This window comes from Streptomyces sp. NPDC045026, assembly GCF_056432625.1.
The window spans coordinates 634,467-655,849 of record NZ_JBWKIS010000001.1; the positions used below are offsets into that span (position 1 = coordinate 634,467).

Genomic DNA, 21,383 nt, shown 5'->3' on the forward strand with positions numbered 1-21,383 from the left:
TGATCAGTAGCGTTCATATTGTTCGCCGAGTAAGGCTGAACGACGCCCGCGTGGGCGGCAGAATTGTCCCATGACCGCATCGGACCCCAAAGCTGATCTTCACTTCTACCTCCAGTCCGCCCGCGATGCCCTGCTGTGGAAGCTCGAAGGGCTCTCCGAGTACGACATCCGCCGACCACTGACGCCCACCGGTACGAACCTGCTCGGCCTGCTGAAGCACGCGGCCTGTGTGGAACTCGGCTACCTCGGTGACACCTTCGGACGGCCGTCCGGTGAGCCGCTGCCCTGGGTCGAAGAGGGCGCCGAGCCCAACGCGGACATGTGGGTCACCGCGGACGAGTCGCGCGAGTTCATCGTGAAGCTCTACCGGCGGGCGTGGGCGCATGCCGACGCGACGATCGACGCGCTGCCGCTGGACACGATCGGCAAGGTGCCGTGGTGGCCCAGCGGCAAGGACGAGGTGACGTTGAACCATGCCGTCGTACGCGTCATTGCCGATACGCACCGCCACGCCGGGCACGCCGACATCATTCGCGAACTCGTCGACGGCGCCGTGGGGATGAACAAGGGCAACGACAACATGCCCTCGGACGACCCGGCGTGGTGGGAGGACCATCGCGACCGACTGGAGCGTGCGGCCCGGGCAGCCGACCGTGATGCGTAGGGGTGTTCAGCAGGCGTGATGTGTAAGGGAGTTGAGCCCTTCACGAGCCGCTGGGCCGCGCTGGGCGCCTAGTGAACCGAGAATCCGCCGTCGACGAAGATTGCCTGGCCGGTGACGTAGGCGGATGCAGGGCTTGCCAGGAACACTGCGGCTCCGGCGAAGTCCTCGGCCAGGCCGTTGCGACCGACCATCGTGCGGGCGGCCAGCGCGGCCACCTTTTCCGGATCCGACGACAAGCGTGCGTTGAGCGGGGTCATGACGAAGCCCGGCACGAGCGTGTTGCAGGTGACGCCGTGCGGCGACCAGGCCTCGGCCTGCGAGCGGGCCAGCGCCTCCAGGGCGCCCTTGGACACCCCGTACGCGCCGCTCTGGACGAACGCCCGGTGCGCCTGCTGAGACGTGATGTGGATGATCCGCCCGAAGCCGCGCTCGACCATGCCGGGGCCGAACCGTTGGCCGAGCAGGTGGGGCGCCTCCAGGTTCAGCGCCATCGTGGTGTCCCACACCTCGTCGCCGAGTTCGCTCATCGGGGGCCGCAGATTGATCCCGGCGCTGTTGACCAGGATGTCGGGTTCGCCGAACACCCCGGCCGCCTGCTCCGCCGCTGCCCGCACCCCGTCGCGGGTGCTCAGGTCCGCGCTCACCCAGGCCACCCGGCAACCCTGCGCCGTCAACTCGTCAGCGGTGGCGACGAGTTCGGCCTCCTTGCGTGCCAGGATCACCACACTCGCCCCGGCGCGGGCGAGCGCCCCGGCGATGGCCTTGCCGATGCCGGAACTGCCGCCGGTCACCACAGCGGTCCGGCCGTCGAGGGAGAACAGTTCGGAGAGGTAGTTCTGCGAGGTCATGACCGCACCCTAAACGGCGCCTGCATGGTGACCGCGTCCGGGCCGTCTCGCAGAGGTCACTTGACCTGGGCCGCGATGGTCCGCGCGCACTGCAAGGACTCGGTGTGCGTGGTGTCCACCTCCAGGTCGTAGACGACACCCCGGTGGACCGTCTCCGCCTGCGATGCGGCCATCCCCTGGGCCCGGTCCCCGCGGAGGATCTCGCGGCCCGCGGCGACCTCGCTGTCGCACCTGACTCCCACCCACAGCACGCTCAGTCCACCCAGAGCCTTCTGCCACCGCTGTTGGGACTCCGCCCCGCCGAGGAAGACGTCATCGATGACGATCCGGGCGCCTGCTCCGGCTGTCGCGGCGACCCCCTGCATCCACGCTGCTTCCAGCTCCCGGAACGCCGCCCCGACGGTCACCCCGCCGGCCGAGGCGATTTCGATTCCTTCGCCCGACGCCTGCATGGACGGGGGCATTGCCTCGATCAGCGAGTCGATCCCGAAGGCGAGCCACGGATCCGGGAGTACCGCCTGCAGACATCGGGCGATCCCGGACTTTCCCGAGCTGGACCCACCGTTCAACACGATCACCTGAGTCGTCACCGAGTCAGGTTAGCGGCACCCGCCAGGGGTGTTCCCGAGTGTTCTCGCCCCCGGCACAGAATGTGCCCGTTGACCTTCACCCTGGGGGAGGCCACAGCATCGGTGAGGCCGGGCGACGTGCTCGGCATGAAGAGGAGGGTGAGCATGGGGCTCCTGACCATCGGTGCGTTCGCGAAGGCGTCGCGGCTGTCGCCGAAGGCGCTCCGTCTCTACGACGAGCTCGGCCTGCTGAACCCGGCCCGCGTCGACCCGGTGACCGGCTACCGCCTCTATGCGCCGGAACAGCTCGACCAGGCCCGACTCGTCGCCTGGCTCCGGCGCCTGGGAATGCCCCTGGCCCGTATCCAGCACGTCAGCGCGCTGGACGCGGCCGAGGCGGCGCAGGAGATACGCGCGTTCTGGGCCGGGGTCGAAGCCGACACCGCCGCACGGCGAAACCTCGCCACCTTCCTCATCGATCACCTCTCCTGGAAGGACCCCGCCGTGTCCCCGACCGCAAAGCCCCTGGGAATCCGTTACGCCGCGCTGTCCGACACCGGACTCGTCCGCGAGAGCAACCAGGACACCGCGTATGCCGGGTCCCGACTGCTCGCTGTCGCTGATGGCTACGGCAGCGGAGGAGCCGACGCGAGCGCCGCTGCCGTCGACGTACTCAAGCGCCTCGAAACCGACACCATCTCCGCGGGCGATCTCCTCAACGTCCTTGAAGACGCCGTCGAACAGGCGAGGCAGGCCGTGCACGGCGTCCCGGCGGCCCGCTCCACACCTCACGACGCCGGCACGACACTCACCGCGATGCTCTGGACGGGCGCCCAGCTGGCCCTCGTCCACATCGGCGACACCCGCGTCCATCTCCTCCGTGCTGGAGAGCTGTTCCAGATCACGCACGATCACACCCTCGTACAGTCGATGGTCGACGAAGGGCGCATCAGCGCGGAAGAGGCTCTCTCGCACCCCCAGCGGTCGCTGCTGACGCGGGCCCTGGGGCAAGGAGCCGACGAGACCCCGGACATGCGGTTGCACGACGCGCAGCAGGGGGACCGGTATCTGCTCTGCTCCGATGGACTGTCGACCGTCGTGCCGAGCGAAGACATCCGGCGGGTGCTGGCCGAGACCGGGGAGCCGGATGACACGGTCCGCGCTCTCGTGGCCCTTGCCAACGGCGTCGGCGGTCCCGACAACATCGGGTGCGTGGTCGCCGACGTGATCGAGCTCGAGCAGTAGGGCCTCGCCGATCAGCCTCGTCGTCCCCCCCGGCAAGTGACCAGCGGGTGCGAGGGACCCGTCACGTCAACGCACATCCCCGCACCCGCCCACCGCCACAAGCCGGCTGCTGCCGAACGCGGCGGAGCCCCGGTCGGTCGTCAGCCCGGCCGGGGCCCCGCCTTCATGCGTTCTCCAGTCAGGTGGCGGCTTCGATGGTCACCTTGACGTGCTTCATGATCGGCTGGTCGCTCTGCGTGCTGTAGTCGACGAGGGCGCACAGCACGTTCATCTCGGGCATGTACCCGGCCGCGCAGCCGCGCGGGATGTCGTACGGGATGGCGAGGTAGCCGTTGAGATAGCGGTGGCTGCCGTCCCTGGCGGTGCTGGTGATGTCGACGGGTTCGAACTCGGAGATGCCGCGCTCGCGCATGTCGGCATTGTTCATGAAGACGAGTTCGCGCAGGTTCTTGATGCCGCGGTAGCGGTCGTTGTCCGAGTAGATCGTGGTGTTCCACTGGTCGTGGGAGCGCATGGTGCCCAGGGCCAGGGTGCCGGGCGCCGGGACGACGTCGGGCAGGGCGGCGTCGGAGAACTCCGCGCCGCCGGACGGCGTGAGGAAGACCAGTTCGCGGGCGGGCTGCTTCAGGCGGAAGCCCAGTGGCAGGCGCACGCGACGGTTGAAGTCCTCGAAGCCGTCGAGCGCATGCGACATGGTGTCGCGGATGCGGTCGTAGTCCTCGATGTACCACTCCCACGGGGTGGAGCTGGCGGGGAGGGCCGCGCGGGCCATGCCCGCGACGATCGCGGGCTCGGACAGCAGGTGCGGCGACGCGGGGCGCTTCATGCCGACGGACATGTGCACCATGCTCATCGAGTCCTCGACGGACGTGCTCTGGATGCCCTTGCGCTGGTGGTCCTTCTCGGTGCGGCCGAGGCACGGCAGGATGAGCGCCTTGCGGCCGTGGACGAGGTGGCTGCGGTTGAGCTTGGTGCTCACCTGGACCGTGAGGTCGCAGTTGCGCAGGGCCTCGTACGTGATCGGCGAGTCAGGCGCGGCGAGGGCGAAGTTGCCGCCCATGCCGATGAACACCTTCACGTCGCCCCGGCGCATGGCCTGGATGGTGCCGATGGTGTCCAGGCCGTGCTCACGCGGCGGGTCGATCTTGCAGCTCTCGGCGAGGCGGTCCAGGAACGCGTCGTCGGGGCGGTGATCGATGCCGCAGGTGCGGTTCCCCTGGACGTTGCTGTGACCGCGCACGGGGGAGGGGCCGGCTCCTTCACGGCCCAGATTGCCGCGCAGGAGGAGGAGGTTGATGATCTCGCGGACGGTGTCGACGCCGTGCTCGTGCTGGGTAAGGCCCAGGCACCAGCTGATGATGCTGCGGTCGGCGTCGCAGTACACACGCGCCGCTTTGAGGATGTCGTCGCGGCTGATACCGGACTGCCTCTCCAGCTCCTCCCAGGACGTGTTCTCGCACAGCTCCCGGTACGCGTCGAAGCCGGTGGTGTGGCGGTCGATGAACTCCTGGTCCAGTGCCTTGGGGTCCAGCTCGGATTCCTCAATGACCGCCTTGGCCATGCCGCGCAGGAGCGCCAGGTCGCCGCCGATCCGCACTTGGAGGTTCAGGGTGCTGGTCTTCGTCGTCTTGAACAGCGCCATGTCCATGAAGTCGTGCGGGACGATGGTGCGGGTGGCAGCCGCTTCGACGAGCGGGTTGATGTGCACGATCTGCGCGCCGCGGTGGTACGCCTCGGCGAGTGCGGTGAGCATCCTGGGCGCGTTGGAGGCGGCGTTGACCCCCATGATGAACAGCGCGTCCGCGCTCTCCCAGTCCTTCAGGTCGACGGTTCCCTTGCCTGTCCCCAGGGACGCCGTCATGGCGCGGCCGCTGGCCTCATGGCACATGTTCGAGCAGTCGGGCAGGTTGTTCGTGCCCAGCTCACGGGCCATCAACTGGTAGAGGAACGTGGCCTCGTTGCCGAGCCGGCCGGACGTGTAGAAGGAGGCCTGGTTCGGGTTCTCAAGGCCGCGCAGCGTGCTGCCGACGAGCTCGAACGCGTCCTTCCAGCTGATCGGGACGTAGTGGTCCGTATCGGGGTCGTAGACCATCGGCTCGGTCAGCCGGCCCTGGTCCTCCAGCTGGAAGTCGCTCCACTCGAAGAGCTCGGTCACCGAGTGGGCGGCGAAGAAGTCACGCTCGACGCGCTTGCGCGTCATCTCCCACGTGACGTGCTTGATGCCGTTCTCGCAGATGTCGAGCTTCAGGCCTTTGGTGTCGTCCGGCCACGCGCAGCCGGGACAGTCGAAGCCCGTGTTCTCGTGGTTCATCTTCATGATCGCCCGCGGGCCGTCGACCAGTTCGCGCTCCCGTACGAGGAACTGGGTCACGCTCTTCGCGGCACCCCACCCGGCGGCCGGGTGGTGGTAAGGGTGGTACTCCGGATCCTCCTTGGGGATCGGCCCGACCCTGGGTTCCAGTTCTTCCGGCGCCTCACTGTCGATGCTCAAGACACTCAACCCTTCGACCATGCAGTTAGGGGCATAAGCCGACAAAACTCCAGTTCCAGTCAGGCTATGCCGGTCGATCAATGGGCGCCACCTGCCCGGGATCACCGTCGCCCGCGGCAACCAGATCGTCCGCCTGCTGCCCACGTCGCCACAGGGCACGGAGCCGTCCGTCCTGCCGATCGGTCAAGGGTTCCGGCGAGAAATAAGCAGGTGGCGCGGGCGTACGCCGGCAGCCCGGGATCGACAGGCCGCCTGATCAGTGACCCGTCGGGATGTGCTGGACGCCGATCCGCCGGCGGAATACCCAGTACGTCCAGCTCTGGTAGATCAGCACGAGCGGCGTGAACACCGCCGCGACGATCGTCATGACCTTCAGCGTGTACGACGACGAAGCGGCGCTGGCGACCGTCAGGGACCAGTCGGGGTTGAGCGTCGACGGCATGACGTCCGGATACAGGGCGAGGAAGAGCATCGCGAACGCCGCCACGACGGTCAGCCCCGACAGCATGAACGCCCAGCCGTCACGCCCGAGCCGGGTGACGACGAGCGCCCCGGCCAGCGCCGCGAACGCCACGATCATCGCGCCGAGACTCCAGCCGTTGCCCGAGTCCACCTGCGTCCAGATCAGGAACGCCATCGCCAACATCCCTGCCAGCGCCCCGAGTTGAGTCACCCGCGTCCTGGCCCGGTCACGGATCTCGCCGAGCGTCTTCAGTGCAGTGAAGACCGCGCCGTGGGTGACGAACAGCACCAGTGTCATGAAGCCGCCGAGGATCGCGTATCCGTTGAACAGGTCCCCGAGGCCGCCCACGTACGACTTGTCCGCGTCGATGGCGAGGCCGCGGACCACGTTGGCGAAGATCAGGCCCCAGAGGAACGGGGGCACCAGCGAGGTCCAGAAGGTGGCCTCCTCCCAGTTGCGCTGCCAGCGCGCACCGGACTGCTTGGCCCGGTACTCGAAGGCCACGCCCCGCACGATCAGGCAGAACAGAATGATCAGCAGCGGGATGTAGAAGCCGCTGAACATCGTGGCGTACCAGTCCGGGAAGGCCGCGAAGGTCGCACCGGCGGCCGTGATCAGCCAGACCTCGTTGCCGTCCCACACGGGGCCGATGGTGTTGATCAGGACCCGGCGCTCGGTGCTGTCGCGGGCCAGCAGCTTGGTGAGGACACCGACGCCGAAGTCGAAGCCCTCGAGGAAGAAGTAGCCGATCCACAGGACGGCGATCAGGATGAACCAGAGATCGTGGAGGTGCATGACGATCCGTCCTCAGTACGCGTGGGCAAGGGGCTGGTCGGCATCCTGTGCGGAGGGCCCGCGCAGGGTCGGGTCCTTGGTCGGCGGCTGCTCGCCGGAGTCCGGGCCGGCCATGGCGTACTTGGCCATGAGCTTCACCCAGATCACCGCAAGTACCGCGTAGAGCACGGTGAACGCGATCATCGAGCCGATCACCGTGCCGGTCGTCACGTGGGGGGAGTCGGCTTCGGAGGTGCGCATCAGGTGGTAGACCACCCATGGCTGGCGGCCCATCTCGGTGAAGATCCAGCCGAAGCTGTTGGCGACCAGCGGGAACGCCATGGTGAGGATGCCGACCCGCCAGCTCCACTTGGTGAAGAAGGCGTTCATCTCGACCTTGTCGGTGAGCATCAGCATCGGCGGCTCGTCCTCGTCGGTCTTGCGCACCTGCGTCAGCCAGAACTTCCGCCGCGTGGTCCACAGACCGATCAGGCCGACCACGAAGCTGGTCATCCCGAAGAAGATCATCAGGCGGAAGCCCCAATACGTCATGAAGATGTTCGGGATGTAGTCCGCCGGCTCACCGCCGAACTCGGCCGCCTGGTCACGGGCCCTGTCGTTGATGCCAGGGACGGGGGAGTGGAAGTTGTCCTTGGCGAGAAAGGACAGGAGGCCCGGGATCTCCAGCGCGACGGTGTTGTGGCCCTCGGAGACGTTGCCGATCGAGAAGATCGAGAAGGGGGCCGGCCCCTGCGTGTCCCAGAGCGCCTCGGCGGCAGCCATCTTCATCGGCTGCTGCTCGAACATGACCTTGCCCAGACGGTCACCGCTGATCGCGGTGCCGAGCCCCGCCACCACTGCGATGATCAGGCCGACCCGCAGCGAGGTACGCATGGGCGCGATGTTCCGGCGGTTGGTCTCCTTGCCGCGCTTGGCACGCAGCAGGTGGTACGAGGAGATGCCGATCACCAGAGCCGAGCCGGTGAGGAACGCCGCGGTCAGGGTGTGGAACATCTGCACCTGCGTGGTGTTCTGGAACAACACCCGGCCGATATCGGTGAGTTGGGCCCGCCCCGACTCCTTGTCGATTCGGTAGCCCACCGGGTGCTGCATAAAGGAGTTGGCCGCGAGAATGAAGTATGCGGAGAGCATGGTGCCGATGGCGACCAGCCAGATGCACGCGCAGTGCAGTTTCCTGGGAAGCCTGTCCCAGCCGAAGATCCATAGACCGATGAACGTGGACTCGAAGAAGAAGGCGATCAGTGCCTCCATCGCCAGCGGCGCACCGAAAACATCCCCGACGAAGCGCGAGTAGTCGGACCAGTTCATGCCGAACTGGAACTCCTGGACGATGCCGGTGACGACCCCCATCGCGATGTTGATGAGAAAGAGCTTGCCCCAGAACTTCGTGGCGTGGAAATACTTCGGTTTGGCCGTCCGCACCCAGGCCGTCTCGAAGCCGGCCACGATGGAAGCCAGACTGATCGTCAGCGGGACGAAGAGGAAGTGGTAGACGATGGTGATGCCGAACTGCCATCGCGCCATGGTCTCTTGAGCGACTGCTAGTACCACTGCACCTTCTCTCGGCCGGATTTCCCCGCATTCGGGCAAAAGCTATCTTTAGCACAAAGCGGCATCGGGCTGGATGGAGCTGGGGCCGGGTGCGGGTGGGCAATTTCCGCTCCGCTTGCGGATCGACAACCAGCGGGATTGAGTGGAGAGGGTGCCCCCATCAGAGGCGTCGGAAGCTGTCAGCATTTGAGGCTGATCACATGGAAGCCAAGAAGGGCGATTATCTGACCCTGCACGGCCCCAGGGGCGACAGGACCGTGAGAGTCAACGAGATCATTCCTGGCGGGAGCCGGGTTCTCTATCAAGTGACCTTCGCGGACGGCCATACCGCTGTGGTCGCGCCGGGCCCGAGCGTGGAAAAGACACGTGGCAAGCGCCAGACACACGTGGTTGATGTATCCGGTTCGCCGTATCTCTAGTGATCGCGATCTCCGGATTGCGCTGAGACAGACGCGGCTGAGACAGACACGAGAGTCGGGAGCCCTTGATTATCAAGGGCTCCCGACTCTCGCGCCTCCCGCTCGTCGCTCGGGAATCAGTACCGCAGAAGCGCCGCCACGCCGCCGGCCTCCGGGAGTGTCCCGTCGGGCACGAACAGGACTCGGGCGTCGGCCGCGATCGCGTTGTCCACGAGCTGTTCGACGATGTCGGTGGCCACACCCCGTGCGTGCGCCGACGGCTCCATGTCCTTCTTCGGCTCCGGCAGCGTCACGGGCTTCGGCACGTCCACGAGCTCCAGGGCGCGGTCGTCCTCGGTAATGCGGCCCGCCAGCCTCAGCCCCTCTTCCACCACCAGCCGGCGCACCCGCTTGTCGGCGACCGCGGTCCACACATCCGGTGCGCCGCCCACGTACTTTTCCTGCCCGCGTGCCTCGCTCAGCTCGGAGACGGCTTCGCTGACCTGCTTCGCGTAGAAGTCGGCGAGTACCGGCTGAAGCCGCTTCTCCAGATCCTGGGCCGAGTCCTTGTCCATGCCCGTCAGCGGCAGCGTGCCGGCGATCAGATTCCCGTAGCGAGTGATGCTCTTGAACGTCGAGAGAATCTTGTCGCCGCCGATGACGAACAGCGGCAGTCCGTTGTGCTCCTCGAAGGACTGCCCCAGCCGCTTGTCCACGGTTCGCAGATACTGCTCGACCCGCTCCTCATGTCCCTCGTACGGCGCGGAGTGGGGGATGGACCCGGGAATTGCGTCTTCCGGCGACGGGATCCGCGGCTTGTCCGGCCACCCGTTCTCCTCCACTTCCCGCAGGCGTCGCACAGATCCGTGGTACAGCCTGCAGATCTCCTGGTCGAGGACCAGAACCAGGTAGGGGCGCGACCGCTGCTCGGCGGCCACCAGGTACCGCGTCAGGAATGCCGTGGCGAATTCGACGCGAGGTTCCACCGGCGCGAGCGACGTCATCCGCCATACCTGAACCGGCTCGTTCACGGCCAGATAGATGACCATGGCGTCGTCGGGGCGGAAGGGATCGGCCTCGCGCTCGATCGCCGCGGTATCCAGCACATTGTCCCGCAGTTCCAGCCTCGTCTCGCGCTCCACGTCCGGGTCGTCCGCCAGCCGCCTCTTGGCCTCGGTGACGAGGTCGCGGAGCAGGATCCGGTCCTTGTCGCTGAAGGGGAAATCCGGATCGGTCGGCATGACCAAAGTGATCGCGGGATACGGCCGCGGCTTGCTCAGAGCGGCACGGATTTCGGGAGTGAGTTCGGAGGTATGCACCGTTTCAGCGTGGCATTGATCTCCGGGACACGCAGGTGGAGACCGCCAACCGGAGAGTAACGTCGCCCGGCCCTGTGAGCGGGCACATCATGTGCGGGAGATCAGAGGGGAGATCAGCGGCGAGGTCAGCGGGGGTCCGCTCGACCCGCCGTAATCCTCAGGGGCGGCGTACCGTGAAATCTACGGAATGCGCGAGCGGGGTTTTCCGGGCGCGCGGAGCCGACGCGAGATGGCGAGGTGCCGAGACATGAGCAAGAACTCACCGGCGAAGGGGCACCACGGGATAGGTGCACGAGGGCAGGGCAAGCTGCTGTACTTCCACTCGCAGATCCCGCAGGCGGCCGTCAAGCAGTCGAAGGATCAGCTGCCCAACAAGTCTCAGCAGCCCCACGATCACCGCAAGGCCAACGGCCGCTGGGCCCCGTGACGAGGCTCCGGGAAACGACCTGGAGGAAACGATCTGGAGGGCCTCACACGGGCGTGTGGCCCTCCAAGTAGTCGCGCACTGCTCCGGGCGGCGTGGTGTCCACGGCCGCCGCGACCGGAACCCAGTGGATCTGTTCCGGCGCGAGCCGCGCTCCGTCCGACGGGTCCTCGGTCAGCAACTGGCACAGGACGGCCGCTCCCGACTCCGACCCGGTCCCTTCCTGAGCCGCCTCCGGTTCGAGCGTCGATGAACCGTCGACGAGATAGCCGGTGAGCTCGTACACGAGGCGCGCGGCGGTGGCCTGCGCCGATTCGGCGGGTTCGGGAACGCCGGACGGCAGCTCACTGCCGTCCGGCCGTTCCACCAGGAGCAGGCGTCCGTTGTGGATGACGACCGCCTTCACCACGCCTTGGGCCGCCTGCTCCAGCGTCATGATCCGACCGCCCTCTCCCTGTTCCGCGTGATCCGACCGTCCGGTGTGCGGGCCATGCCTTCCTACCCCATGAAGGTCAATTCACTCTGGCGGCACCGGATCAGGGGTCAGGGGCGGACCGGAGTCAGACGCGGTCGGCGGCGATCATCAGGTACTGGAAACTGCCGTTCTTGTACGCGGTGAGGAACGTGTCCTCGATGCCGGTGACCAGATGGTCGGCCTGCTTGCGCAGTTCCCAGTAGGGCAGCGCGGCCTCGGTGAGGTCCTCGACGTGCACGGGGACCAGGCGGTTGCGGGCCATGGCGCGGAAATACTCCGACCGCGGGTGGATGTCGCAGATGTAGTGGGCGTTGATCAGGGACACCTCGCGCGAGGCCTGACCGTAACTGTCGTTGTAGCAGCCGGTGATGACCACGTAGCGACCGCCGCGGCGCAGCAGCCGGGCGTGTTCGGCGAAGAGCAGTTCCAGCTCGACGTACATGGTCGACTCGTTGTTCCACGACGCGGCGAACTCGCCGGTCGGCAGGCCGGTGTCGAGCATGTTGCGGTGGTGGTAGCGGACCTGGTCGTCGATGCCGCGCTTGGCGGCCTGGACGTTGGCGAAGTCCGCCTGCTTGGCCGAGATGGTGACGCCGTCGGTCCGGCAGCCGTACCGCAGATGCGCCACGACACTGCCCCCGCCGCGTCCGCAGCCCGCGTCGAAGACCCGGTCGGTGGGGGCGAGCGGTCCGAGGCGGTCGGCGAGGATGTTGGCCTGGGCGTGTTCGAGCCGGTGCAGTTCGGCCGTGATCCGGTCGTTGCGCCGCGCGGGGTCGGGCTCGTCGAGCACCGAGTTGTCCGCGGGCCCGATCCCGTAGTGGTGGTGGTACAGATCGTCGATCTTGCCGAGTTCGAGGTTGACCGGGTTTTCCTCGGCGTTCCAGTATTCGGCGACACGGGACTGGTACGTGGACTGGGTCGGCACCGGTACGGCCGAGGTGAAGTGGGGAGCGGTGGTCAACAGGGACTCCTCGCAGTACATCTGACGGTTGATCAATTGGGCTGGTGGATCGGAGTGGTGTGCCGGCAGCTGGGCTACCAGTAGTTCGGCAGGTGGTAGCGGCGGCTGTTCGTGGCGTGCCACTCGTGGTTGCCGGCCACCCAGGTGCTGAGCCCCTGGACGTACCGCTCGACGAGGGGTGACATGGCGGACAGGAGCGCGGCCTCCTCCTCGAAGGCCGTCTGGATCTCGTTGTGGATGTCGACGGACTTGAGGTAGGCGGCCTTGAGGCCGCATCGTTCGTTGGCCGCGACGACCTGCGGCAGGTTGAGGTGGGTGGGGTCGTTGGCCAGCTCCTTGGTGAAGGAGTACAGGTCGTTGACGAGTGTCGTCGCGTTGCAGGCCAGCGCCGTGACCCGCTGGATCTCGGGACGGGCGTACACGGCCTCGGGCAGTTCGTAGCCGTCCACCGCGTCCACCAGGGACAGACAAGGGCGGAAGTTGTTGAACTGCCGCATGACCAGGTACTCCCACACGCGCGGCATGTTCCGCGTCTCCGCCCAGGCGGCCTCGGCGAGATAGCCGAGGTGCAGCCGCGCGATGTCGTGGACGAACCGGGTGGTCTGGCTGGGCGTGGCGAAGGCGGCGTAGTCCTGGAAGGCCGCGTGGTACGAGCGCAGCGGGCCGTCGGCCTGCATGCCGTGGCGCCACTGCACCTCCGCCTCGGGGGTCCCGTGGTACGGGTCGATCGCCGACTGGGCCATGATCAGCCGGCCGCCGAGCCCGCGCGGCGAACCGCCCTTGTCCTCGCAGTAGCAGTCGTCGACCATGTTCTCGGCGAGCAGCAGCTTGCCCGCGGCGGTGAGGCGGTCCAGATCGGCCGCCCCCGAATGCTGGAGCACCACGGCCCGCCCGACCTGGAAGCTCGCGAAGTCCTCGAACCACGCCTCGGGGAACAGTTCGAGCCCGCGCGCCCAGAGCTCCAGCCTGCGGTCGACCTCCTCGGCCTTCGCGGGATCGGCGGGCACCGCCGGCTGGTGACGCAGCCCGGGGACCGCCTCGCCGCGCCGTGTCTGCAGGGCGTGGGCCAGGTTGGGCGGCCCCGGTGGCGAGAACGGGGCGATGGTCTCCGGCGGGGCGCTCATCGCGTACCCCGTCCGTCGGCGTGGGTCATTCGGCGGTCCGTCCGATCTGGACGTTCTCGAGGATCCCTGCCGCGTCGGGGACGAGAATCGCCAGCGAGTAGTAGGCGGTGACGAGGTAGTTGATGATCGCGGTGGTGTTGATGCCCATGAACCTGACGTTCAGGCCGGGCTGGTACTCCTCGGGGATGCCGGTCTGGTAGAGGCCGACGGCACCTTGGTCGGACTCGCCGGTGCGCAGCGCGAGGATGCTGGTCGTGTGCTGCGGGGTGATCGGGATCTTGCCGCAGGGGAACAGCGGGACGCCTCGCCAGGCGGGCACTTCGAGTCCGTCGACGTTCGCGGTGCCCGGCACCAGGCCGCGCCGGTTGCACTGCCGGAAGAACGCGGCGATCGCCTTCGGGTGGGCGAGGAAGAGCCGTGTCTTACGGCGCATGGAGAGCAGTTCGTCGAGATCGTCGGGGGTCGGCGGGCCGGAGAAGGTGCTGATGCGCTGGCCGTAGTCGATGTTGTGCAGCAGCCCGAACTCGCGGTTGTTGAGGAGTTCCCACTCCTGGCGCTCGCGGATCTCCTCGATGGTGAGGCGCAGTTGCTCCTCGGTCTGGTCCATCGGGTCGTTGTAGAGGTCGGCGACGCGGGTGTGGACGCGCAGGACGGTCTGGGTGAGGGACAACTCGTATTCGCGCGGCGTGAGTTCGTAGTCGACGAAGCCGCCGGACAGTGTCGGCTCACCCGTGTGCCCCGACTGTACGGGGACGTCCGCCTCTCCCTTGCGGTTCCTCGGCAGGCGCTGCCGTTCGGCATACTCGCGCAGGTGCGCGGAGAGGCTCGGGGTCCGTTCGGCGAACTCCTCGACGACGTCCCAGGGCAGTACGAGAACCGTGCCCGCGGTCTCGGCCCGGACCGAACTCAGCCACAGTGGGTCCGGCTGGCCCACGGCCTCGTCGCCCATCTGGTCGCCGTCCGTGACGACGCCGATGACCTCCTCCTCGCCGTACTTGCCTTCGGTGAAGCGGGTGAACCGCCCGTGGGCGACCAGGTACGCCTCGGTCACCGGCTGCCCGGCCTCGAAGAGGACCTGCCCCGCCCGCACCTCCCGGGCCCGGAACCGGGTGGCGATTTCCTTGAGTACGTCGATGTCGTCGTACCCGCGCAGGACGGGGAGTTCGGTCAGGGTCTCGGGAATGACCTTGACGTCGTTCCCGCCGTTCTGGTCGAACTGCACCCTGCCGCGGCCGACGCTGAGCTGGAGACGCCGGTTGACCCGGTACGTACCGCCCTTGACGTCCACCCATGGTAAGGATTTGAGCAGCCATCGTGAGGTGATGGCCTGCATCTGCGGGGCGGACTTGGTGGTCGTGGCCAGCCGGCGTGCCGCATGGGTACCGAGACTGGTCAGCTGCTGGTCGGTGGGGACTTCGGGTGGGGATTCTTCGTCGCTCGCGGGACCGGTAGCGCTGTCCGATACGGACACATTCCCTCCCAGGACGTGAACGAGGGTGAGCGAAGCGACCGGTGGTGCGAAAGCTCCTCGTTGCACCCACAAGGCAAGCAGCCGGGAGGCGTGGCCAGTACGGCGCGAAGGGGGCGATTTCGCGTCCTGGAATTGCAAACCTGCCGAATGAGGCAGACGGGACAGCGGAACATGATCGCGCGCCGTCCCGCGCTACGGGAACGTGTGCGCGGGACGCGTACGAACGGTGGGGCGTGCAGTGAGGTGGCTACCGGGTTCGCTCTTCCGGGGCGCGCGGTGAGGTGGTTACCGGGTTCGCCATTCCGGAGCGAGGATCGCCCAGACCTGCGTGCCGTGGCGGGTGCCGTCGTAGGGCCAGGACTCGCGCTGTACGCCCTCCAGCGTCATCCCGAGCCGCTTGGCCACCGCGGCGCTGCGTTCGTTGTCGGCCCGGCAGTACCACTCGGCGCGGTGCAGACCCCGTGCGGTGAACGCCCAGTCCAGCAGGGTGCCGCACGCCGGTGTGATCAGACCGTGGCCCTCGGCGCCGGGCTCCAGCCAGCAGCCGATCTCGCAGGAACCGGAGGCGGCGTCGAAGGCCACGAACATCACGCCGCCGACGAGCGTGCCGTCGAGCCAGATGCCGTAGAGGCGGCCACCGTCCGCGGCCTGGCGCTCGGCGTACCGGCGCAGTGTGGCCCGCGCCCCGTCGACATCGGCAGTGACGAACGCCGCCCCGACCCACGGCCGGATGTGCTCGCGAGCCCGGTCCATGTGGGCGGCGAACTCCTCGGCGTGCCATATCTCAAGAGGCGCGAGACGGGCGTCGTCCCGCAGCGGGAGAGAGAACATGAGGACCTCATTCACACAACAAGCGTTTTGGCTATGTACCGTAGCAGCATGCCACGTACCAAGGGGGACCATGAGGCCCGTCGCCGTGACGTCTCCGAAGCGGTGTGGCGGGTGCTGGTCGCGCACGGATTCGGCGGCCTGACCATGCGCGCAGTCGCCGCCGAGCTCGACGCGTCCACGGGCCTGCTCACCCACTACTTCCCGGCCAAGCGCGACCTGGTCGCCTACGCCCTCGACCTGCTCGAACACCGGACGGTCTCGCGCCCCAGGCCTGCCGCGGGGGAGGGGCTGGCCGCGTTGAAGGCCGCCCTGCTGAGCATCCTGCCGCTGACGGCCGAGGCCACCGACAGCAACAGGATCTGGGTGTCCTCCTGGGACACCGCGCTCGCCGATCCCGGGCTGAGCGACGACTACGCCGGCAAGTACGCGCGCGGCCGTGACAGGCTGCGCGACCTCGTCGAGGCCGCGCAGGGGGCGGGTGAGCTGCCCGCAGGAGACCCGGCGCGCATGGCGGCCGGCGCACAGGCCTTCGTGCTCGGCCTGGTGGTGCAGGCCCTGTTCGACCCCGAGGCGTTCGCGCCCCATCGGCAGGCCGAGCTCCTTGACGACTACCTGGACGCGCTGACCCGCACTGGGTGAAGGGCCGTCGGGGCTACCGATGCGCGGACGACGCGGGTGGAGCCGTCGACGCGCGCAGGACCGGCCGGGACGGCAGGCGGGAGGTGACCGTGACGTGGTGGCCTGCGAGCAGGTCGATGAGGCGCGTGACGGCGAGTGCGCCCACTTCCTCCACCGGTACGTCGAGCGCGGTCACGGGAGGTGTCGTGTACCTGAGGCTGCTCAGGTCGTCGGCCGCGGCCAGGCTGACGTCCTCGGGCACCCGGCGATGCGCCGCGGCCAGTCCGTGCAGCAGGCCGAGGGTCAGATAACTGTTGTAGGCGAGAACGGCCGTGGCGCTGCGGGGGAGGGAGCGAGCGGCCTCGATCCCCGCGTCGAACGTGGGTGGCAGGGGTCCGAGGACGTGCAGTCGGGCCTTTGCGCTTTCCGCACGCTCCTTCAGGACGGCGGACCGCTGCCCGTCGGCCCAGGAACCCGCGGGACCGGAGACGTAGGCGATGTCCCGATGCCCCTGGTCGAGGAGGTGATCCATGAGCTGGGCCAGGCCCGTCACCGTGTCGGCCACGACTGCGGGCAGCCGGCCCACCTGGCGGTCGACCAGGATGAGGGGCAGGCGTCGCGCGTGCTCCCGCAGTACGGCGTCGGCGCCCACCGGCGTGACCATGATCAGTCCGTCGGCCTGTTCCGCGAGGCGGTCGGCGAGCTCCGCCTCACGCGCGGGGTCGTACTCCGAGACGGCGATCAGAAGGTGATGGCCGGTCTTCTCGGCGGCCTGCTGCGCGCCCATCACCAGTGGTGCGAAGAACGGGTTGGAGAGTGTCGGCACCACCAGGCCCACCAGTCCCGTCCGCCCGGTGGTCAGTGCGCGGGCGGCGGCGTTGGGGTGGAAGCCGAGGCGCTGGGCGGCTTCCAGCACGCGCAGGCGAGTGGGCTCGGCGACCAGCTCGGGGCGCTGCAGGGCCCTTGAGGCCGTGGCTTTGGACACCCCCGCCGCGCGCGCCACATCCATCAGCGTCGCCATCGCCGCCCCCTGCCTGACATGCCCGCCGAGCGTGCTCGGGCCCTTGTGTTCACTTTCGCTCCACGGCGTGCCATCATACCTGCAACCGGTCTCTGCAACCGGTTGCAGAGACCGGTTGCAGAGACCGGGCCAAGCCGGGTGCCCCCAACTCCCGCGAAGCCCTCCCGCGCCGACGCCGCCGCAGGCAGCCCTGCCCGACCCCTCATCCCCGCCGAGGTTTCGTATGCCACCCACCGCTCCGACCACCGGCGAGCAGACCGCCGTCACGACCGAGCCACCCGCCTCGCCGCCAGCCGCCTCGCCCGTCGAACGGCTCTTCGGCGTTCGCGGCCGCGGCAGCACCCACCGCACCGAACTCGTGGCAGGCGCCTCGATGTTCATGGCCGCCGCCTACGCCGTGGTCGTCGTGCCAGGTCAACTGGCCGCGGCCGGTGTGCCGCACGGCGCCGCCACCACGGCCGTCATCATCGCGATAGCCCTGGCGACCCTGGCGATGGGCCTGATAGCCAACCTGCCGTTCGTCGTCGCCCCCGGCCTCGGCGGAGTGGCGCTTGTCGCGTTCACCATCGTCGGCCAGGACCACGTCCCGTGGGACACGGCGCTCGGCATGGTGTTCTGGTCCGGCGTGGCCTTCCTGCTGCTGACGCTCCTCGGCATCCGCGACCTCGTCACGCGCTTGATGCCGATGCACCTCAAGTACGCCATCAGCGGCGGCCTCGGCCTCTACATCGCCCTGATCGGGTTCCGGGACGCGGACCTCGTGGTCGGCAACGCCGACAAGGCGGCGCTGGCCGTCGGCGACCTGTCCAGGCCCGCCGGACTGCTGGCCCTCGCCGGGCTGCTGCTGCTCACCGCGCTGGCGTCGCGCAAGGTGCCCGGCGCGTTCCTCATCACCATCGCGGCGGTGACGATCGCCGGCATCCCACTGGGCGTGACCGAGATCCCCGACAGCCTCTTCTCGGCCCCGGACTCGCCCGGCCCGCTCCTCTTCCACATCGACATACTCGGTGCCCTCAAGCCCGAGTATTTCCCGTACATCTTCGCGTTCTTCGTCTCGGAGTTCTTCTCCATGACGGGGACGCTGCTGGCCGTCGCCGGGCGGGCGGGGCTGCTCGACAAGGACGGCAACATCCCCGGCTCCCGCCGCCCGTTCCTCGTCGACTCCGTCTCCGTGATGGGCGGGGCCGCGGTCGGCGCGCCGTCGATGACGGCCTACCTGGAGTCGTCGGCCGGTCCCGACTCGGGAGGCAGGACCGGCCTCGCGAGCGTGTGGGCGGCCTGCGGCTTCGGCCTCCTGCTGCTGGTCACTCCGTTCGCGACACTGATCCCGTCCGCGGCGACCGCGCCCGTCCTCATGTACATCGGGCTGAACATGCTCGGCGCGCTCAAGAACGTCGACTTCAAGGACCCGACGCACGCCGTCCCCGCGGCACTGACCGTCGCGACCACCTTGTTCTTCGGCAACTTCGGCACCGGCATCGCGACGGGCCTGGCCGCACACGTCCTGGTCAAGACCGTCAGCGGGCGGATCCGCGAGGTGGCCTGGCCGCTGTGGATCGTGATGATCCCGCTCGGCTACTACTTCTACACCCTCGTCCCGTGACGACACCGTCCACGAAGGAGCACGACGACATGAGTGAACAGCACGACCTCCGGATCTTCGGCGGCAGCGTGGTGTCCACCTTCACCGGCGAGGAGTTCCCCGCGGACGTACTGGTCCGGGGCACCGAGATCAGCGCCGTACTGCCTCCGGGCACGCCCGCCGAGGCGCGTGAGGAGATCGACGCCACCGGCATGCGGATCGTCCCCGGTTTCGTGGACGCCCACATGCACATCGAGAGTGCCTTCCTGACGCCGCAGCAGTTCGCCGCGGTGACGCTGGCCCGCGGCACCACCACGGTCCTCGCCGACCCGCACGAGATCGTCAACGTGGCGGGCCGGGACGCCATGCGCTGGATGATCGCCGCCGGTGACGGGACGCCGCAGACGCAGCTGTGGGGCGTGCCGTCGTGCGTGCCCGCGCTGGAAGGTCTTGAGCACGCCGGTGCGGCGCTGTCCGCCGACGACATCGCGGAGATGCTGCGCTGGCCGGGCGTCGTGGCGCTGGGCGAGGTCATGGACTACCGGGCGGTCGTGGCCGGCGACCCGCGGATGGCAGCGGTCACCGCCGCCGCCCGGGAACAGGGCACGATCCTGGACGGACACTGCCCGAACCTCAGCGGCGCGGAACTCAGCGCCTACCTGGCCACCGGTGTGGACTCCGACCACACCAAGAACCGCACCGAAGTGGTCCTGGAGAAGGCCCGCCTGGGCATGACGATGATGCTCCAGGAGAAGTGCCTCGACGAGGACGTCGCCAAGGCGCTCCTCGGGCTGCCCCAGCTGCCGCCGCTGTGCCTCGTGACCGACGACCTGGCGGCCGACCACATCGTCACCAAGGGACACCTGGACCACATCGCCCGGGTGGCGGTGGCCGCAGGCTTCCCGCCGCACGTCGTCCTGCGCGCGCTGACCTGGACACCGGCACAGCGGCTGCGGCTGTACGACCGTGGCGTCGTCTCACCGGGCAAGCGAGCCGACCTGGTCCTCCTGCGCGGCGAACTCGCCGCGTTCGACCCCGCTGTCGTGCTGGCCGGCGGTCAGGTCGTGGGCAGGGACGGCGCGGCCGTCTATGAGACGCGGTCCGGGGAGGCCGGTGCACTGGAGAGCCGGGTCGACGTGGAGGCGCAGGACGCGGACGGGTTCCGCTGGCGCGTGGACCTGCCCGACGGGACGCACCGGTTCCGGGCCATGCGCGTGAACCCGCGCGACACGTACACCGAGGCCGCCGAGGTCGAACTCCCCGTGTCCGGCGGCGAAGTGGCGTGGGAGGGCAGGACCGTACTGGTCCGCGTCCGCAATCGCCACGGGCGCGACGGCGTCGTGTTCGCGCCGCTGCTCGGCCGGGACCTGGCCGAGGGCGCGGTGGCCACCACGTACGCCCACGACAGCCACAATCTGCTGACGATCGGTACGTCCCGTGCGGCGATGGCCGCCGCGTCGGCGACGGTGGTTGCCGACGGGGGCGGCGTGGCCGTCGTCCGCGGCAGCGCCGGAGAGAGCGTGGCGGCGCGGATGCCGCTGCCCGTGGGCGGCGTGCTGTCCGCCCGGCCGGCCGCGCGGGTCGCCGAGGAGGCGGGCGCCGTGCGAGCGGCGCTGGAGGCGTGGGGATGGGAGCACCTCAACCCGTTCATGAGCGTGTCCACCCTCACGCTCGCGGTGTCCCCCGCTCTGAAGATCACTGACCGGTCGCTGGTGGACGTCGTACGGCGCGCGCCGGTGGGGGCGACGGTCGGTTCCTGACCGGGGCCGGGGAGTGGCGGCGCTGTCGCCACTCCTCCGCCCCGCCGCCCCCGTCGAGAAGGTGGGGTAAGACCGAATGACCTGCGACGCGGTGCGAGAATAGTGGTCATGACAGGGGATGACACTTTTGAACCCGAGTCGGAGCGGGTCACGCGCACGCTGCGCGATCAGATTCTCGACGGGGTGCGGGCGCCGGGCAGCAAGCTCGTGGAGCGGGAACTGGCGGCGGAGCTGGGGGTGAGCCGCCTGCCCGTCCGGGACGCCCTCAAGGACCTGGTGAACGAGGGTCTTGTCACTCCGCGCCCGCGGAGCTGGGCGGTGGTCCGTGAGTTCACCTCGTCCGACGTCGAGGACCTCGACGAGGTCAAGGCGGCCCTGGAGATGCTGGCGTTCCGTCTCGCCGCCCAGCGGCGCACCCGCGCGGGGCTCGCGCGGCTGAGGGCGGACCTGGACGCCGAGCTGCGGGCGGCGGCCAAGGGGGATGCCGTACCGGCGCGGCGGGCCGCGGCCGACTTCCACGAGACCGTGACGGCCCTGGCGGACAACGAGTTGCTCAACGAGCTCGGCCGCACCCTGAGCAGCCGGATGCGCTGGCTGCTCGGCCAGCACGACGACATCACCGGCGTCGCCAAGGAGCACGAGGAGCTGTACGAGGCGATCGAGGCCCGGGACGTGCCCCGCGTAGAGGAACTGGCGCTCAAGCACCTGGCGACCGGCCGCAGCGAGGCCGCCGCGCACCGCAAGCGCACTCCGGAGCAGTAGACGCACACCCA

20 protein-coding genes are annotated in these 21,383 nt (G+C 68.7%); 8 read left to right on the plus strand and 12 right to left on the minus strand.

Annotated elements, in window-relative coordinates; all coding sequences use genetic code 11:
* The first annotated feature begins 70 nt into the window (after window positions 1-70).
* Window positions 71-664, plus strand: a complete 594-nt coding sequence (locus AC07EJ_RS02835) for a DinB family protein (RefSeq protein ID WP_478883604.1) — start codon at window positions 71-73, stop codon at window positions 662-664.
* 68 nt (window positions 665-732) lie between these two features.
* Here AC07EJ_RS02835 and AC07EJ_RS02840 read toward each other — a convergent pair whose 3' ends face one another.
* Together AC07EJ_RS02840 and cpt are read right to left on the minus strand one after the other, a co-directional pair.
* The gene (locus AC07EJ_RS02840; RefSeq protein WP_393585203.1) at window positions 733-1,512 is read right to left on the minus strand and encodes an SDR family NAD(P)-dependent oxidoreductase; all 780 of its coding nucleotides are present in this window, start codon (window positions 1,510-1,512) and stop codon (window positions 733-735) included.
* Window positions 1,513-1,568: 56 nt separating this feature from the next.
* Window positions 1,569-2,102 (minus strand): chloramphenicol phosphotransferase CPT, encoded by a 534-nt coding sequence (cpt, locus tag AC07EJ_RS02845; protein WP_393585205.1) that lies wholly within the window; start codon window positions 2,100-2,102, stop codon window positions 1,569-1,571.
* A gap of 144 nt (window positions 2,103-2,246) precedes the next feature.
* On the opposite strand from cpt, the gene AC07EJ_RS02850 reads away from it, so the two are divergent.
* Complete coding sequence (locus AC07EJ_RS02850; RefSeq protein WP_389481799.1) at window positions 2,247-3,326, plus strand: MerR family transcriptional regulator; 1,080 nt, start codon at window positions 2,247-2,249, stop codon at window positions 3,324-3,326.
* A 178-nt stretch (window positions 3,327-3,504) separates the two neighbouring features.
* Here the strand turns inward: AC07EJ_RS02850 and AC07EJ_RS02855 are convergent, their stop codons facing one another.
* The 3 genes from AC07EJ_RS02855 to AC07EJ_RS02865 all read right to left on the minus strand — a co-directional run bounded on the left by AC07EJ_RS02855 (window position 3,505) and on the right by AC07EJ_RS02865 (window position 8,626).
* A complete protein-coding gene (locus tag AC07EJ_RS02855) occupies window positions 3,505-5,817 on the minus strand; it encodes an FdhF/YdeP family oxidoreductase (RefSeq protein ID WP_478883605.1) in 2,313 nt (770 codons plus the stop codon).
* Window positions 5,818-6,073: 256 nt separating this feature from the next.
* Window positions 6,074-7,075, minus strand: coding sequence for a cytochrome d ubiquinol oxidase subunit II (cydB, locus tag AC07EJ_RS02860; RefSeq protein ID WP_478883606.1), 1,002 nt, complete (start codon window positions 7,073-7,075; stop codon window positions 6,074-6,076).
* Between the two features lie 12 nt (window positions 7,076-7,087).
* Window positions 7,088-8,626 carry a cytochrome ubiquinol oxidase subunit I gene (locus AC07EJ_RS02865; protein WP_389481806.1) on the minus strand — a complete coding sequence of 513 codons (1,539 nt, stop codon included), beginning with the start codon at window positions 8,624-8,626 and terminating at the stop codon, window positions 7,088-7,090.
* A gap of 200 nt (window positions 8,627-8,826) precedes the next feature.
* On the opposite strand from AC07EJ_RS02865, the gene AC07EJ_RS02870 reads away from it, so the two are divergent.
* Window positions 8,827-9,045 (plus strand): DUF1918 domain-containing protein, encoded by a 219-nt coding sequence (locus AC07EJ_RS02870; protein WP_389481808.1) that lies wholly within the window; start codon window positions 8,827-8,829, stop codon window positions 9,043-9,045.
* A 116-nt stretch (window positions 9,046-9,161) separates the two neighbouring features.
* Here AC07EJ_RS02870 and AC07EJ_RS02875 read toward each other — a convergent pair whose 3' ends face one another.
* Window positions 9,162-10,265: a baeRF3 domain-containing protein gene (locus tag AC07EJ_RS02875; protein ID WP_478883607.1), complete on the minus strand. Its 1,104-nt coding sequence runs from the start codon at window positions 10,263-10,265 to the stop codon at window positions 9,162-9,164.
* A 325-nt stretch (window positions 10,266-10,590) separates the two neighbouring features.
* Between AC07EJ_RS02875 and AC07EJ_RS02880 the strand changes: the two genes are divergently transcribed.
* Window positions 10,591-10,770: a hypothetical protein gene (locus tag AC07EJ_RS02880; protein ID WP_389481813.1), complete on the plus strand. Its 180-nt coding sequence runs from the start codon at window positions 10,591-10,593 to the stop codon at window positions 10,768-10,770.
* Window positions 10,771-10,813: 43 nt separating this feature from the next.
* Here the strand turns inward: AC07EJ_RS02880 and AC07EJ_RS02885 are convergent, their stop codons facing one another.
* The 5 genes from AC07EJ_RS02885 to AC07EJ_RS02905 all read right to left on the minus strand — a co-directional run bounded on the left by AC07EJ_RS02885 (window position 10,814) and on the right by AC07EJ_RS02905 (window position 15,629).
* On the minus strand, window positions 10,814-11,203 hold the full coding sequence (locus AC07EJ_RS02885; protein ID WP_478883608.1) for an NUDIX hydrolase: 390 nt from the start codon (window positions 11,201-11,203) through the stop codon (window positions 10,814-10,816).
* Between the two features lie 124 nt (window positions 11,204-11,327).
* A complete protein-coding gene (locus tag AC07EJ_RS02890) occupies window positions 11,328-12,203 on the minus strand; it encodes a geranyl diphosphate 2-C-methyltransferase (protein ID WP_389481817.1) in 876 nt (291 codons plus the stop codon).
* A gap of 74 nt (window positions 12,204-12,277) precedes the next feature.
* Window positions 12,278-13,327, minus strand: coding sequence for a family 2 encapsulin nanocompartment cargo protein terpene cyclase (locus tag AC07EJ_RS02895; protein WP_478883609.1), 1,050 nt, complete (start codon window positions 13,325-13,327; stop codon window positions 12,278-12,280).
* A gap of 25 nt (window positions 13,328-13,352) precedes the next feature.
* The gene (locus AC07EJ_RS02900; RefSeq protein WP_478883610.1) at window positions 13,353-14,798 is read right to left on the minus strand and encodes a family 2B encapsulin nanocompartment shell protein; all 1,446 of its coding nucleotides are present in this window, start codon (window positions 14,796-14,798) and stop codon (window positions 13,353-13,355) included.
* Window positions 14,799-15,083: 285 nt separating this feature from the next.
* On the minus strand, window positions 15,084-15,629 hold the full coding sequence (locus tag AC07EJ_RS02905; RefSeq protein ID WP_393584060.1) for a GNAT family N-acetyltransferase: 546 nt from the start codon (window positions 15,627-15,629) through the stop codon (window positions 15,084-15,086).
* A gap of 48 nt (window positions 15,630-15,677) precedes the next feature.
* On the opposite strand from AC07EJ_RS02905, the gene AC07EJ_RS02910 reads away from it, so the two are divergent.
* On the plus strand, window positions 15,678-16,268 hold the full coding sequence (locus tag AC07EJ_RS02910; protein ID WP_389481827.1) for a TetR/AcrR family transcriptional regulator: 591 nt from the start codon (window positions 15,678-15,680) through the stop codon (window positions 16,266-16,268).
* Window positions 16,269-16,281: 13 nt separating this feature from the next.
* Here the strand turns inward: AC07EJ_RS02910 and AC07EJ_RS02915 are convergent, their stop codons facing one another.
* Window positions 16,282-17,268: a LacI family DNA-binding transcriptional regulator gene (locus AC07EJ_RS02915; protein ID WP_393584056.1), complete on the minus strand. Its 987-nt coding sequence runs from the start codon at window positions 17,266-17,268 to the stop codon at window positions 16,282-16,284.
* 223 nt (window positions 17,269-17,491) lie between these two features.
* Here AC07EJ_RS02915 and AC07EJ_RS02920 point away from each other — a divergent pair, with 223 nt between their 5' ends.
* The 3 genes from AC07EJ_RS02920 (at window position 17,492) to AC07EJ_RS02930 (ending at window position 21,372) form a co-directional block, all read left to right on the plus strand.
* On the plus strand, window positions 17,492-18,871 hold the full coding sequence (locus AC07EJ_RS02920) for an NCS2 family permease (RefSeq protein WP_478883611.1): 1,380 nt from the start codon (window positions 17,492-17,494) through the stop codon (window positions 18,869-18,871).
* A 29-nt stretch (window positions 18,872-18,900) separates the two neighbouring features.
* Window positions 18,901-20,610 carry an adenine deaminase C-terminal domain-containing protein gene (locus AC07EJ_RS02925; protein WP_389481834.1) on the plus strand — a complete coding sequence of 570 codons (1,710 nt, stop codon included), beginning with the start codon at window positions 18,901-18,903 and terminating at the stop codon, window positions 20,608-20,610.
* Between the two features lie 108 nt (window positions 20,611-20,718).
* The gene (locus AC07EJ_RS02930; RefSeq protein ID WP_389481836.1) at window positions 20,719-21,372 is read left to right on the plus strand and encodes a GntR family transcriptional regulator; all 654 of its coding nucleotides are present in this window, start codon (window positions 20,719-20,721) and stop codon (window positions 21,370-21,372) included.
* Window positions 21,373-21,383: the final 11 nt, after the last annotated feature.

What these genes read in the sequence shown, in the direction of transcription:
- AC07EJ_RS02835 (WP_478883604.1), top strand. Translation starts at nt 71, where the DNA reads ATGACCGCATCGGACCCCAAAGCTGATCTTCACTTCTACCTCCAGTCC.
- AC07EJ_RS02840 (WP_393585203.1), bottom strand. Translation starts at nt 1,512, where the DNA reads ATGACCTCGCAGAACTACCTCTCCGAACTGTTCTCCCTCGACGGCCGG.
- AC07EJ_RS02850 (WP_389481799.1), top strand. Translation starts at nt 2,247, where the DNA reads ATGGGGCTCCTGACCATCGGTGCGTTCGCGAAGGCGTCGCGGCTGTCG.
- cydB (WP_478883606.1), bottom strand. Translation starts at nt 7,075, where the DNA reads ATGCACCTCCACGATCTCTGGTTCATCCTGATCGCCGTCCTGTGGATC.
- AC07EJ_RS02870 (WP_389481808.1), top strand. Translation starts at nt 8,827, where the DNA reads ATGGAAGCCAAGAAGGGCGATTATCTGACCCTGCACGGCCCCAGGGGC.
- AC07EJ_RS02875 (WP_478883607.1), bottom strand. Translation starts at nt 10,265, where the DNA reads ATGCCGACCGATCCGGATTTCCCCTTCAGCGACAAGGACCGGATCCTG.
- AC07EJ_RS02880 (WP_389481813.1), top strand. Translation starts at nt 10,591, where the DNA reads ATGAGCAAGAACTCACCGGCGAAGGGGCACCACGGGATAGGTGCACGA.
- AC07EJ_RS02885 (WP_478883608.1), bottom strand. Translation starts at nt 11,203, where the DNA reads ATGACGCTGGAGCAGGCGGCCCAAGGCGTGGTGAAGGCGGTCGTCATC.
- AC07EJ_RS02895 (WP_478883609.1), bottom strand. Translation starts at nt 13,327, where the DNA reads ATGAGCGCCCCGCCGGAGACCATCGCCCCGTTCTCGCCACCGGGGCCG.
- AC07EJ_RS02905 (WP_393584060.1), bottom strand. Translation starts at nt 15,629, where the DNA reads ATGTTCTCTCTCCCGCTGCGGGACGACGCCCGTCTCGCGCCTCTTGAG.
- AC07EJ_RS02910 (WP_389481827.1), top strand. Translation starts at nt 15,678, where the DNA reads ATGCCACGTACCAAGGGGGACCATGAGGCCCGTCGCCGTGACGTCTCC.
- AC07EJ_RS02915 (WP_393584056.1), bottom strand. Translation starts at nt 17,268, where the DNA reads ATGGCGACGCTGATGGATGTGGCGCGCGCGGCGGGGGTGTCCAAAGCC.
- AC07EJ_RS02920 (WP_478883611.1), top strand. Translation starts at nt 17,492, where the DNA reads ATGCCACCCACCGCTCCGACCACCGGCGAGCAGACCGCCGTCACGACC.
- AC07EJ_RS02925 (WP_389481834.1), top strand. Translation starts at nt 18,901, where the DNA reads ATGAGTGAACAGCACGACCTCCGGATCTTCGGCGGCAGCGTGGTGTCC.
- AC07EJ_RS02930 (WP_389481836.1), top strand. Translation starts at nt 20,719, where the DNA reads ATGACAGGGGATGACACTTTTGAACCCGAGTCGGAGCGGGTCACGCGC.